Origin of the sequence: Halopenitus persicus (assembly GCF_900107205.1) — an archaeon.
GTDB lineage: Archaea > Halobacteriota > Halobacteria > Halobacteriales > Haloferacaceae > Halopenitus > Halopenitus persicus.
Genome location: NZ_FNPC01000009.1, coordinates 34,741 through 47,077 on the forward strand (window position 1 = coordinate 34,741; position 12,337 = coordinate 47,077).

Below are 12,337 nucleotides of genomic sequence, written 5' to 3' on the forward strand. Positions count from 1 at the left end.
AGTATGCTACAGATACGTTGACGGACTGATGCCGCTCCGCCCAGCCGACACCGACCTGCTCGGGGAGATCGCGATCTCCATCGCGCGGGAGAACTACGGCTTTCTCTACGTCGACCGCGTGAGCGAGGAGATCCGGGACCGGTACGAGTCCGAGGACACCGGGTTGACGAAGGCGAGCAGCCTGAGTCGCTCGGAGATCAAGGAGTCGCTCCAGGAGATCGCCGGGCAGGAACACGAGGACTTCCGGCGGATCCGGTCGGGCGTCTACTACTACGACCTGTTCTCGACGGGCCACGACAACCGGATTCCGAACCGCCTCAAGGACCTGTTCCTCTCGACGCAGCAGGTCGTCACCGCCGAGCAGATCCGCAACGAGTTCAACCTCGCGGTCGACGACGTGGAGTTCTTCGTCGACAAGCTGGTCTCGAACGACATGCTCTTCCGGATCGCGGCGGGCTCGCGGGAGTACTACTCGGTCGGGTCGCTGTTGAAGGAGCAGACGGGCCAGAACAGGCTCGAGGACGAACTCAGGGAGCAGTCGCGCGGCAGCGAACCGCTGGGCATCCTGTCGCACGACGAGCTCGAACAGATCATCTCGGTCAACGCGACGACCGACGTCATCCGGTATCTGGAGGGACAGCTCGGCTTTCTGGCGGACCTCGACGGGGAATACCTCGTGTGGGGCGCGATCGAGGACTACGGCCGGTGGATGGCCGAGGAGATCGCCGACGACGTCATCGCGGAGTTCGACGACGTCGGCCACGCGATGCCCACGAGCGAGTACCGCGAGGTCGTCACCGCCCGCATCGAGGGACGGACCGACATCCTCGAGAACGTCAGCCGGTCCGAGCGCGAGGACGTCATCGACGCGGTCGAGGAGGGGCTCCAGGACGTCGTCGACATCGACGTCGACGGCCGGATCGCGGTCCATCGCGCCCCCCTCGTCGAGGAGATCGACGCCCATGCGGAGAAGATCGTCACCCCGCTGTTGTCCGACACCGCGGCCGCGACCCCGTCGGTGATGAAGGAGGAGGCCGAAGCCGAGATCGAGGGGCTCCGGCTGGCCGACAGCGAGGAGGCGAACCGGTACCTCAGGGAGCAGGTGCGCGAGCGAGCGAACGCCAAGATCGAGGAGGCATTCTAACCGATGCGAACCAGATTCAGCGACTTCACGACGAGCGAACAGAACGGAACGACCTTCGTCACGGCCGTTCCCCAGAGCAGCGCGGACGAGCCGGTCCGCTTCGACGCCAGCATCGCCGACCGGGGATCGGACGACGACCCGCAGGCCAACTGGGAGGAGATCATCTCCACGCTCGCCCAGGGACACCTCGGCAACGAGCTGATGATCGAGGGGGGCCGCGGCGTGATCGACAAGCAGGTCGCGGTCGACGCGCTGGTGGAGTCGGAGGCCGAGCACGTCCGGAACGAACACGCCGCCCACGCCGTCCTCGAGTATCTCGACGACCAGGAGATCATCTCGATCGACGGCGAGGAGGTCGTCGTGTTGATGTCCTACGAGCGGATCCGCGAGGAGGGGACGAGCTCGATGCTCAACAACTGGGCGGCCACGCTCGACGCCTGCGTCGAACGGATCGACTCCGCGATCGAGCGGGTCAAACAGAACCAGGAGACGCTCCAGCAACACTTCGAGGACCTCTCGGACACCCAGAACCTCGAACAGGAGTACGCCCAGAAGGCCGACGAGCTGAAACAGGAGATGAAGGGGCTGCTGGCGGGGCGGATGCCCTCCGAGCTCCCGGACGACGAGAAGCGGCGGTTCGAGATGCTCCGGAAACGGTACCACCGCTACGAGATGTTCGAGGAGAAGGCGGCCTCGCCGGTCGCGGAGACGCAGGGCCCGGAGATCCTCGGCGCGGTCGTCGAGGACATGGAGAACATCAAGCTGCTGTTGATCGACCAAAGCCAGGAGTTCCGCAAGCTTGCGCTCTCGGAGAACTTCACGGAGAGCGGCGCGCTCCAGGACCTGGAGAACCTCGAGAGCTTCGTCGCGGAGTTCGGCGACGTGACCGAGCCGAGCGAGCAGATGGAGGAGAAGTCCGACGACGAGTTCGTCGAGGACCTGTTCGACATGCGCGAGTCGACGACCTCCGAGGAGGTCCAACAGCTCGACGAGGACGCGACGCTCGAGACGACACGGTAGGGCGGGATGTTCGCTGCATCGTTCCTCGGGACCTTGCGGCACGCACGGGACCGGACCACGGGGGAGCTTCGAAAGCGCCGCTACGACGACGCCGACGACGAGGCCTGGCACGTCGTGGCGGACGCGCTGGACGCGGTCTGTGACCTCGTCGACCTGTGTCTGCTCGGCGTCCCGCTCCCGACGACCGACGGCGTCGCCTCCCGACGCGACGACGAGGCGATCGCGACGATCCTCGACCAGCGGTTCGAGCGTGACCCCTGGAGCGACGAGCAAGCGGCGGTGACGCCGGAGGACGTCGAGGCGGACGTCGATCTCGATCCCACGGACCCCTCGGTCGATCGGATCGAGACGGTCGCGGAGACGGTTATCGTCCCCCTGTCGACGGCCGGTCCGCGGGCGGCGAACTGGGACGTCCTCTTCGACCGGCTGGTCACCCACGCCGTCGCGGTGACCGCGGAGTGCCGGAAGCTCGCCGACCGGCAGCGCATCGACGGCGCCACCGACCTGGCGGCCGCCTGGGAGGGCGTCGCGGAGCTGCTGGGCGACCTCGCGTCGTTCATCGCGTTCGTCCGCCGGGCGGCCGCCTGGACGAACGAACCCGACCGGGAGACGATCGACCGCTCCGAGGCCGCGTTCACGGCCGCACGGACGCTGACCGACGAGACCACCACTACGACATGACACGGAACAACCTCAACCCGATCAAGACCGACGACCAACCGACCTCCCACGTCCGCGTCGGGGCGAGCAAGGTCGGCGCCGATGCCGACCTCGTCGAGGTCATCCACAACGACCGGAGCGCGTACTTCCGGGTCGAGACCGAGGACGACCAGATCGTGAGCAACATCGGGAACAAAGCATACATCAACGCCAACGTCGAGCATCTGTTCGGCGGGATCGACTTCTCGGGAGGCGACAAGTTCGTCGTCGACGGGAGCGCGAGCCTGGCGTCGATTCCCGCGGCCGACTCGGCGACCATCCACCCGAAGACGGTCGCGCCGGACGTCCTCGAGGAGTACCTCCGGTCGGAGGAGTACCTGCTCCACCGGATCGAGGAGGTCGCGGAGGTCCGGGGGTCGCTGGTCCGCTTCACGGTCACCGAGGCCGAGCCGGGCGCCTACTCGACGCTCCGGGTGACCGAGGACACCGACCTGGAGTTCGTCGACGAGCCCGCGGAGCCGCCGCGACAGCCGGCCGGCACCGGCCAGCGTGGCGGTCCTGGTGGCGGCTCCGGCCGACGCGGCGGCGGTGCCGGAGGCGGCCCGGGCGCCGGCGGACCCGGCGGGCGGGGTGCTCCCGGCGGCGAGGGGCGACCTGACGACGGAGCCACCGTCTCCATCGAGCCGACCGTTCCGAACGTGAGCTTCGAGGAGGACGTCGCGGGTCTCGAGTCGGTCAAGGAGACGGCGCGGATGCTGCTGGCCCTCTTCGACACGGACGTCCGGGAGCGGATCGTCGAGATGTACGGCGACGAGTTCGCCGAGCGCGGCGGGAGCATGCTGTTGTACGGTCCGCCGGGCTGCGGCAAGACGCACGTCTCGGAGGCGATCGCCTACGAGGCGAAACACGAGACCGGGATCGAGGACCAGTACGGCGAGGTGGTCTTCCTGGAGATCCGCGGCAGCGACATCCAGTCGAAGTACGCCGGCGAGGCCGAAAAGAACGTCAGCGCCGTCTTCAATCAGGCCCACCGGATCGCCCAGGAGGAGGGGTTCGCCGTCCTCTTCTTCGACGAGATAGAGACGCTCATTCCGGACCGGAGCGACGACAACCTCCAGCGACACGAGCGGGCGCTGACGAACGCGTTCCTCCAGGAGATGAACGACGTCGAGGACAACCTGCTCGTGATCGGCGCGACGAACATGCCCTTCACGATCGACCCGGCCGCGACCCGGCGGTTCCCGATCCAGCAGTTCATCGAACAGCCCGACGAGCGGGTGATGGCCGAGGTCTGGCGCAAGCAGCTCGCCTCCCTGCCGAACACCGACAGCATCGACTTCGAGCGGCTCGGCGAGGCGTCGGTCGGCTACACGCCGGCGGAGGTGGCCGACCGCATCCTGGGCAGCGACCTCCAGCGCGAGCTCATCCGCAGCGTGATCGACGGCGAGCCACAGGAGGTGACCACGGAGTACCTGCTCGACCGGCTCGAGGGAACCGAGCCGAAGACGGTCAGACAGTACGTCTCGAGCGTCCGCGAGCAGCTGGACGACCTGGAGGGCTACCCGGAGATGCGCGATTACGTTCACGAGCAGGCCGACGAGCTCGGGATCGACCTACAGGGCGGTCCCGGCGCCCCCGGCGGCAACGCGCTCTCCTCGCTGCTTGCCGACCAGGGCGACGGGGCCGGCGATGGCGGACCGGATGGCGGCGCCGGGGCCGGCAACGGAGGAGCGGACAGCAGAACCGGTTCCGGAAACGGGGGGACGGACGGCGGAACCGGTTCCGGTGAGAGCGGATCAGGCGCCGGCGAAGCCGCCGCGTCCGGCGATGGATCGGCCGCCGACGGCGGACCGGCCGATCGGCCGGGCGAGGAACCCATCGGGGACGCGGGGTCGATCGACCGGGGTGACCGGTGATGCCGGCCGGGACGGCCGAGTACGTTCGGACGTCCTCCTTCGAGGTGGGCGAACTCGACGCGTGGGCGGTCTCGGAGGACCGCGTCTGCATCCTGGCCAACGGGACTGAGGTGTACGTCGTCGGCGAGGAGCGCGACCAGATCACCCTGCCGTCGGCCGCCGAGAGCGTCGCGTTGAGCGACCACCTCTACGCCGTCACCGACGACGGCGTCGACGCCTACAGCCTCTCGGGGACGCGGCTCTGGCGCGTCTCGATCCCGGATGCGGTCCGCGTGGCCGCGCCCGGCGAGAGCGGCTTCGCGGTCGTGTTGACCGACGACGACGAGCTCGTCGGCCTCGACGCGACCAGCGGCCAGGAGCGGTTCCGCGTCGACCGGCCGCACTCGGACGTCTCCGCGACGCCGGCGGTCGTCTGTACCGACGACGCGCTCGTGTTGGCGGCGTGGTCGTTCCTGTCGGTTCTCGGACCGACCGGCGAGAGCCGGCTGCAGGAGCGCGTCGACGGGGCGATAAGCGACCTCGGCGTGGTCGGGGACACGATCGTCTGCGTGATGAAGGACGCCCGCTGCGTCGGGATCGACGTCGAAACGGGCGACCGGAAGTGGAGCCACGACTGGCAGGTCGACCGGATCGATCCCTTCGGCCGCGAGGAGATCATTCTCCGCGCCGAGGGGGAGATCCGGTCCATCGACGCCGACGGCGAGTGGACGTCCCTCGCGCTCGACGACGGCCTGCCGGTCACCGCCGCCGGCGGCGAGCCGGTCTGCGTGATCGTCGACACCGTCGCGAACGTCTACCGCCGCCTCTCGGAGGAGTGGACGCTGGACGCGACGGTGCTCTCGGAGTCGCTAACCGCCGCCGCCGACGCGATCCACGCGGAGCTGCACAACGTCGGCGACACCGCGGCCGCAGCCACGATCGCGATCGACCTGACCGGGGCACGGTGTTCGGACCCGTCCCACGAGGTGACGCTGCTCGAGGACGAGTCCGAGCGCCTCCGGTTCCCGCTAGCGTCGATCGACGACGAGGTCGTCGATCTGACAATCACGGCCGACGGCGAGCCGATCGTCGAACAGCGGCTGCGGGTCACCGGCGGGAACGACTCGATCGACGTGACCGTCACGCCGACGCGGCTGACGCCGGAGGGGCTCCGCGTCTCCGTGACGCTCGCGAACACGACCGGCGTCCCCGTCGAGGACGTCCGTATCAACCCGATGAACGAGCGCGTCGACCGGATCGACCCCAACGACGAGACGACGCTCACCCTCGAGGCGCCGGCCGACGGCACGCTGACGATCTCCGACGCCAACAGCATCCGCCGCACGATCGACGTCCCGCGACCGGAGGACCCCCTCAACGCCGACTGCGAGTTCGACGATGCCGACGACGTGGTCGTCGTTCGCGTCCGGAACGACTCGCGGGCGACCGTCGTGGACGAGCTGACGATCGAGGGCGAGGCGCTCGCGACGACGGTCGCCCGGACGTTCGAGGGCGGTCCCGACAGCGTCCTCGAGCTCGTCTCGCCGCCCGTCGCGGATGGGGCCGCCACGATCTCCGTAAACGGCCACTTCGTCGATCACGAATCCGGGATCGAGGTCCCGGAGTCGGCCGTCGTGAGCGCCGGCGGGGACGCCCGCGCGCCGGCCGCGACCGCGCCGGGCGGAAACCCGGCTCGCGGGGACGCCCCCGCCCGCGGCGACGCGGCGCCCGGAAGCGGCGAGCTCGAACTCGAACGCCGGATCGATCCCCTGCCCCCGGTTGTGGGCGACCTCTGTCTCGAGCACGTCGACGTCGAGAACGTCGGCCACGGGCCCGAGGCGGTAACCGTGAGCACGCCCGACGCGGCGCCGGTCACGGAGACGATCCAACCGGGGGAATTCCGCACGTTCACCCGGCTCCACTCCTTCACCGGCGTCGGCGAGGACGTCGTCCCGCCGGTGACCGTCGAGAGCGGCGGCGTCGAACGGACGGCGGGCAAGCTCGACACCGACCCCGAGTTCCCCGAACTGTACTGCCGGGGGCTCCTGCTGCCCGACCGCGACGGGTACGCCCTGGAGGTGACGGCGGTCAACACGGCCGAGAGCCGGCTCCGCGTGCGCGACCTCGCGCTCGACGTCTACGAGTTCCGCGACCCGCCCGAGGAGGTTCACGTCCCGCCCTACGAGTCGGTGACGACGACCTATCCGGTTGAGGGGCCTGACCCGAGCAGCGTCGGCGGCTACGACACCCTGCGATACGTCGCCGACGGCTCGGTCGCGCCCGCCCGCGAGCTGGAGGTGCTCGTCGAGGCACCCACCGAGGGTGCGGACGGGCTCGACACGCTCGCCGTCACGGTCGACCCGGAGACGTCGGTCGACGCCGACGGCGGGACGGTGGCGATCGCGGTCGAGAACGACGGCGGGTCGACCGTGACCGACCTGTCGATCGCCGCCCGTGGGGAGCAGGTCCGGACGATCCTCTACGACGAGGACGTCGTCCCGGAGCTCGCTCCCGGCGAGACCCACGTTCACTACGTCGACGTCGAGGGCGTCGAGGGGGGCCTCGACGTCGCGGTCGACGTCGCCGGGACAGTTGCCAACAGCGACCACGAGGAGACGCTCTTCGTGGTCGGGTCGCCGGGGTCGGTCTCGATCGACCGCGAGACGGAGCGGAGCGGCCCCGACCACTCCCCGCGCGTCTCCACCGGCTTCTCCGTCGAGTAGGAATCCTGCAGCGAGCGGACGAGCGGCTGCTGCTTTAACTGCCGATCGGCTGCTCCTTTTAATTCCGGCCGGGCGAGCGACCCGCTGATCCGCTCAGTACTCGATGGCGCCGGCGTACCGGTCCAACAGGAGGACGGCCGCGGCGCCGCCGACCGCCGCGATCGCGAACCGTGGCGCTGCGGCCCCCCACGAGGAGCCCGTGTCCGCGAGGACGCGCCCCACCTCGACGATCGGCGCACGCAGCGCGCCGACGATGAGGCTCACGAGGAACGCGACGGTGGCCGCCCGGTAGGCGGCGAGCGCGCGGCGGACCGCGTGCGCGACCGTGAACAGGCCGACCACCCCGCCGCCGCAGAAGACGACCACCGGCGGCGCCGCCGCGAGCAGCGCGTCCGGGCTCCCGCCCGAAACCGCGCCGAGGAGGGCGTCGATGAACGTCGAGAGGGCGTCGGTCATCCGCTCGTACTGGCCGAGGATCACGAGCACGAGCGACCCGGAGACGCCGGGCATCACCATCGCGCTCACGGCGAGCGCGCCGGCGAGGAAGACGACCGCCAGCCCGTCGCCGAGCGCGCCCGCGGCGTACCCCGAGACGAGGAACGCCACGAGAAACCCGGCGACTGCGGAACCCTTCCGGCCCGGCGTCGAGAGGTCGACCTCGTGGCGGAGGACGACCGCGGAGGCGGCGATCAGCCCGAAGAAGAACCCGAAGGTGGCGACCGGCGCGGCCTCCAGCAGGTGCTCGACGGCGCGCAGGACGGTCACGATCGCGGTCCCGATGCCCGCCCCGAGCACGATGAGGAAGGGGGCGTCCATCTCCAGGAACGCGGCGCGGGCGTCGGGCAGGTTTTTCGGGCGGGCGCCCGCGAGGACGCGCCGGACGCGTCGGGGGTCGACCGCGGTCACCGCCGCGATGAGCCGCTCGTAGATGCCGGTGATCAACGCGATCGTGCCCCCGGAGACGCCGGGGACCGCGTCCGCACAGCCCATCGCGACCCCGCGCAGGTAGACGCCGAGCCACGCGGGGACGTCGACCGCCTCGGGGGCGTCGACCATCGCGGGTTAGGGGGTGACCGCGCTGAACGCGGTCGTCCTCGTGACGACGTCGGCGGCGACCGTCGCCGCTGGCACCGGTTCGAGGGCGTTCGTGGAGCCGTCGTCGGTCGAATTCGTGGAGCCGCCGTCGGTCGAATTCGTGGAGCCGCCGTCGGTCGTGTTCGACCCGTCCGTGACGTTCGCGGTCGAGCCGTCCGACGCGGTGTCGTTGTCGGTCGTGTTCCCGTCGTCGCCGCCGAGGATCGACTCCTCCTCGAGCTCGACCGTCGAGACCGAGTCGTTCTCGCCGACGACCTGGCCCTCGGTGACCGTCACGGTGCCGGTGTTGTAGGTGAGGCTCCCGTTGCTCGCGGTCGGCGCGGTGCCGACCTGGTAGGGGCCGGTCGCGCGGACGCTCACGTTGGTGTAGCCGTTCTCGGGGCCGTACTCGTCGTAGCCGGTCGTCGAGTAGGGCACGTGGAACGAGAACTCGCCGTTCTCGTCGGCGGTGGCGAACTGCCGGTAGACGAACGTCTCGTTGGAGTGCGGATAGGTCATCTCGACGGCCGCCTCCACCTCCTGACCGGGTTCGGCGCCGGAGCCCTCGATGGTCGCGCCGGGGACCTTCTCGAAGGTCTTCACCCAGCTGGCCTGGGTGTCACGCAGCTGCGTGTTGAAGTACTGACTGACGTTCGACTCGGTCGCGTGAACCAGCCGGTACTGTTCGAGGGCCGCGACGCGCTCGGTCGGGACCGACCCGATGCCGCCGATCTGTGCGGTGCCGCTCTGGTTCTCGACGAACGACTCCGCCTCGGCCATCGAATTGAAGACCTGCGCGAACCGCTCGCCCTCGGCCTGCGGAACCGTCCGGATGGTGGTTTGCGATCCGTCGGCGGTCTCGACGGGCGTCTCGTCCCAGTTGAGCACGATCGGCTCGGGGTCCTTGGCGCTGCCGTGGTACTCGTAGAGCCGGACCATCATACTCTCGTAGTAGCGCTGCTCGCGCGTCTGCGTCGCGACGCGGAACCCGCCCTGCTGGGTCGGCCGGTAGACGGCCCCGAGGAAGTCGCGTTGGGTCGCGTTCCCGTCGTCGTAGAAGGTGACGGGCGCGGTGAACTTCGACTGCGGGTGGACCATCTGCCAGTCGACCATCACGTAGCGGGTGTGCTCGCCCTCGGTGCTCTGGTCGGCGAGAACGCTCTGCGCGCGCTCCTCGCTGGGCGCAAGCAGGAAGTTCGCGGCGCGCCGGGCGTTCTGCTGGAACGGGTTCGCGTTGGGGATCCGTTCGGCCCTGGTGGTTATCCAGTGGCCGTAGTCCCACCACGACTGGACGCCGTAGGCGCCCTCGGGGTACTCGAAGTCGCCGTCGGCCGGACGCTCGTAGGTGCCCTGATACTCCAGCGCGTTGTCGTGGCCCTCCAGCTCGCCCGGATGGGGCGTCTCCTCGTTCATCCACTGGAGGCTCTCGTCCCACTCGACGACGCTGCCGGGGCCGGTGTTCGCGCCGGCGGCCCACGCCGGCGTGACCATCGCGACCAGCGGCACGAACAGCACGAGCACGACCGCGCCGAGGATCATCACCTGCCAGCCCTGCACGGAGTCGGCGGCCTCGACGACGGACTTCCCGCGGACGTCGAGCGCGCCGAGCGCGAGCTGGAACGCGTAGCCCGCGCCGACCGCGACGACCACCGCGAGGTAGTAGTTGAACCGGCCCTGGGTGAACGCCATCGCGAGGATGAACAGCCCCCAGACGACGAAGTAGAGGTCGCGGGCGGCATACCGCTCGAGGTAGGTCGCGCCCACGAGCAGCGCCGTGGCGATCGCCAGGCCGACGACCTGCCAGGAGAGCCCGACGACGCCGCCGATCGCGTCGTAGACGTCCGGAATCACGTAGACGCTGCCGATGAGGACCCCGGCGGCGACGACGTAGCCCGTCTCGCGCGCGTCGTCGCTGCGGATCAGCGGTCGCGCGAGAACGTAGAGGATCGCGGCCAGCGCGAAGAAGAACGCGAAGCCGTACTGCGAGAGGACGAACGGAGCGAACTCCGACTGCATCAGCGGCGGCTGGGCTTCGCTGATGGTGCGGGTCGCGGCCGCCGTCGAGAAGGCGATGGTCCGGAGGAGGTTGTTGGTGATCGTTCCCCAGGCGGAGGGAATCGCGACCGCGAGGACGCCAAGCGAGACGGCGATCAGCCCGCCGACCGCGGCGGGGTACGTGCGGACGTCCAGATCCCGGTCGTCCCACTGGCGCGCAAGGAACGCGAGGAACGCGCTGCCGGCCGCGACGCCCAGGGGGAGCACGACCTGCGTCAGGGAGTAGGCGGTCGTGCCGAAGGAGTAGTCGTTCAGCGGGATGATCATCAGGAGACCGGCGACGCCCATCGAGACCGCGCCGACGAAGGCGATCGGCTCCGGGCTATCCTCGTGAACCACGTCGCTCGTGATCTTGATCACGAGGAAGATGCCGGTGAAGCCGACCAGCATCACGCCGGGTTGCCAGATGGCCATATATAAGGCGATCGCGAGGCCGGCGGCGGCGGCGTAGCCGAGAGGTCTCTTGAGCGCATCCCAGTCCTGATCGACCACGAGCTCCCAGACGGGCTTTTCGCGCTCGGCGACGTCGAGCGCGAGGAAGACTGCGAGGACGGCGAGCGTGGAGAAGAAGACCTCGCCGGCGTGGTGATCCGGGAAGCCGACCATCGTCTGGTTGAGGAAGGTGCCGGGTATGAGCCCGAGCACGGCGACGGCGGCGACTGCCGAGAGGCGGTCGACGAACCGGCGTGCGATGAAGTACGTGGGGATCGCGACGGCGGTGCCGACGATCGGCGCGATCACGAGCATCGCGCGCATTAGGCCCTCCTCGCCGCCGCCGGTCACCGGCGTGGCGAGGACCGAGAAGACGGCGATGAGGTGGTCCCAGAGGGTGCCGAAGTGGCCGACGTGCGAGCCATACGGGAATCCGGTCCAAACTTCGAACGGCATCGTGTTCGGCCAGTGCTCGAGGAGGTAGGACGTTTCACGGAGGTGGTACCAGGCGTCGTTGCCGCGGAAGTACACTTGGCCGTCGACGATGAACTCGTCGTACGCGCGGAGGCGCGAGTACAACATCACCGCGAGGACGACGAGGATCGCGGGGACGTGGTACCAACGCTCGAACGCGTCGAGGATGGAGGCGTCCTCGCGAGAGTTCGAGTCGGTCTGGTCGCTCATTGTCAGTGACGAGTCCCAAAATCCGCATAAGCCTTGTCATATCCCGATGCGATGACGAACTCCGCCGTTCAGTAATCCTTATTCGGCTGACCGCGGAACGCGACGACAATGCAGGTCTCCGTCGTTATCTGTACGTACACGATGGATCGCTACGAGGTCTTCACGGAGGCCGTTGAGAACGCGTTGTCGACGTCGATACACACCAGTGCGTCCGAACAGATCGCGTTCGCGACGACGATCGCGGGAGAGTAGTTGAATCGGAGCTGGGTGAACGTTATCGCGAGGATGAACACCCCGACCAGACCGCCGATACGGTTTCTGAGCCGTTTTCGGATGAGGAAAACGGAGCCCACTGCGAGAGTACCGAAGGCTGCTGAACGAGCAGGGCTTTGGCGATGAGTATGTCCGGGAAGGCGCCCAGGCCGACGTTCAGAGCGATGAGGGCGAGCAACTGGTCGTAGAGGGTACCTACCCCCGGAACGTTCCAATGGGAAAACCCGTCTAGATGTCGTAGGGGATCGTTGAGGAGGGAGTCCCACGATGTAGTTCGTCTCCTAGAGGTGATGCCAGGCGTCGTTCTCCGAGAAGTATACTTACCCGTTCTGGAGGGACGGGGCAAATCTGTACCCGCATCCAGAACCACCACACCA

8 protein-coding genes are annotated in these 12,337 nt (G+C 68.8%); 6 read left to right on the forward strand and 2 right to left on the reverse strand.

Features of this window, described 5'->3' with window-relative positions:
- The first annotated feature begins 28 nt into the window (after nucleotides 1-28).
- Genes BLV25_RS13370 through BLV25_RS13390 form a run of 5 tightly spaced genes read left to right on the forward strand, consistent with a single transcriptional unit; the run spans nucleotide 29 to nucleotide 7,442 of the window.
- Nucleotides 29-1,144, forward strand: coding sequence for a hypothetical protein (locus BLV25_RS13370; protein WP_021072419.1), 1,116 nt, complete (start codon nucleotides 29-31; stop codon nucleotides 1,142-1,144).
- A gap of 3 nt (nucleotides 1,145-1,147) precedes the next feature.
- Nucleotides 1,148-2,164 carry a hypothetical protein gene (locus tag BLV25_RS13375; RefSeq protein WP_021072418.1) on the forward strand — a complete coding sequence of 339 codons (1,017 nt, stop codon included), beginning with the start codon at nucleotides 1,148-1,150 and terminating at the stop codon, nucleotides 2,162-2,164.
- A 6-nt stretch (nucleotides 2,165-2,170) separates the two neighbouring features.
- Entirely contained in the window at nucleotides 2,171-2,845 is a 675-nt protein-coding gene (locus BLV25_RS13380; RefSeq protein ID WP_092734166.1) for a hypothetical protein, read from the forward strand.
- On the forward strand, nucleotides 2,842-4,740 hold the full coding sequence (locus tag BLV25_RS18095; protein ID WP_081758153.1) for an ATP-binding protein: 1,899 nt from the start codon (nucleotides 2,842-2,844) through the stop codon (nucleotides 4,738-4,740). Before BLV25_RS13380 ends, BLV25_RS18095 begins: the two co-directional genes overlap by 4 nt.
- Nucleotides 4,740-7,442 carry an outer membrane protein assembly factor BamB family protein gene (locus BLV25_RS13390; protein ID WP_092734169.1) on the forward strand — a complete coding sequence of 901 codons (2,703 nt, stop codon included), beginning with the start codon at nucleotides 4,740-4,742 and terminating at the stop codon, nucleotides 7,440-7,442. The genes BLV25_RS18095 and BLV25_RS13390 overlap by 1 nt, the downstream gene beginning before the upstream one ends.
- 93 nt (nucleotides 7,443-7,535) lie before the next feature.
- Here the strand turns inward: BLV25_RS13390 and BLV25_RS13395 are convergent, their stop codons facing one another.
- Nucleotides 7,536-8,498, reverse strand: coding sequence for a DUF368 domain-containing protein (locus BLV25_RS13395; RefSeq protein WP_092734172.1), 963 nt, complete (start codon nucleotides 8,496-8,498; stop codon nucleotides 7,536-7,538).
- Nucleotides 8,499-8,504: 6 nt separating this feature from the next.
- Nucleotides 8,505-11,687, reverse strand: a complete 3,183-nt coding sequence (locus tag BLV25_RS13400) for an oligosaccharyl transferase, archaeosortase A system-associated (protein WP_092734175.1) — start codon at nucleotides 11,685-11,687, stop codon at nucleotides 8,505-8,507.
- Between the two features lie 108 nt (nucleotides 11,688-11,795).
- On the opposite strand from BLV25_RS13400, the gene BLV25_RS17510 reads away from it, so the two are divergent.
- A complete protein-coding gene (locus tag BLV25_RS17510; protein WP_176819500.1) occupies nucleotides 11,796-11,939 on the forward strand; it encodes a hypothetical protein in 144 nt (47 codons plus the stop codon).
- Nucleotides 11,940-12,337 lie beyond the last annotated feature (398 nt).

Coding starts and splice junctions, on each gene's coding strand:
- BLV25_RS13370 (WP_021072419.1), top strand. CDS start 29: ATGCCGCTCCGCCCAGCCGACACCGACCTGCTCGGGGAGATCGCGATC.
- BLV25_RS13375 (WP_021072418.1), top strand. CDS start 1,148: ATGCGAACCAGATTCAGCGACTTCACGACGAGCGAACAGAACGGAACG.
- BLV25_RS13380 (WP_092734166.1), top strand. CDS start 2,171: ATGTTCGCTGCATCGTTCCTCGGGACCTTGCGGCACGCACGGGACCGG.
- BLV25_RS18095 (WP_081758153.1), top strand. CDS start 2,842: ATGACACGGAACAACCTCAACCCGATCAAGACCGACGACCAACCGACC.
- BLV25_RS13390 (WP_092734169.1), top strand. CDS start 4,740: ATGCCGGCCGGGACGGCCGAGTACGTTCGGACGTCCTCCTTCGAGGTG.
- BLV25_RS13395 (WP_092734172.1), bottom strand. CDS start 8,498: ATGGTCGACGCCCCCGAGGCGGTCGACGTCCCCGCGTGGCTCGGCGTC.
- BLV25_RS13400 (WP_092734175.1), bottom strand. CDS start 11,687: ATGAGCGACCAGACCGACTCGAACTCTCGCGAGGACGCCTCCATCCTC.
- BLV25_RS17510 (WP_176819500.1), top strand. CDS start 11,796: ATGCAGGTCTCCGTCGTTATCTGTACGTACACGATGGATCGCTACGAG.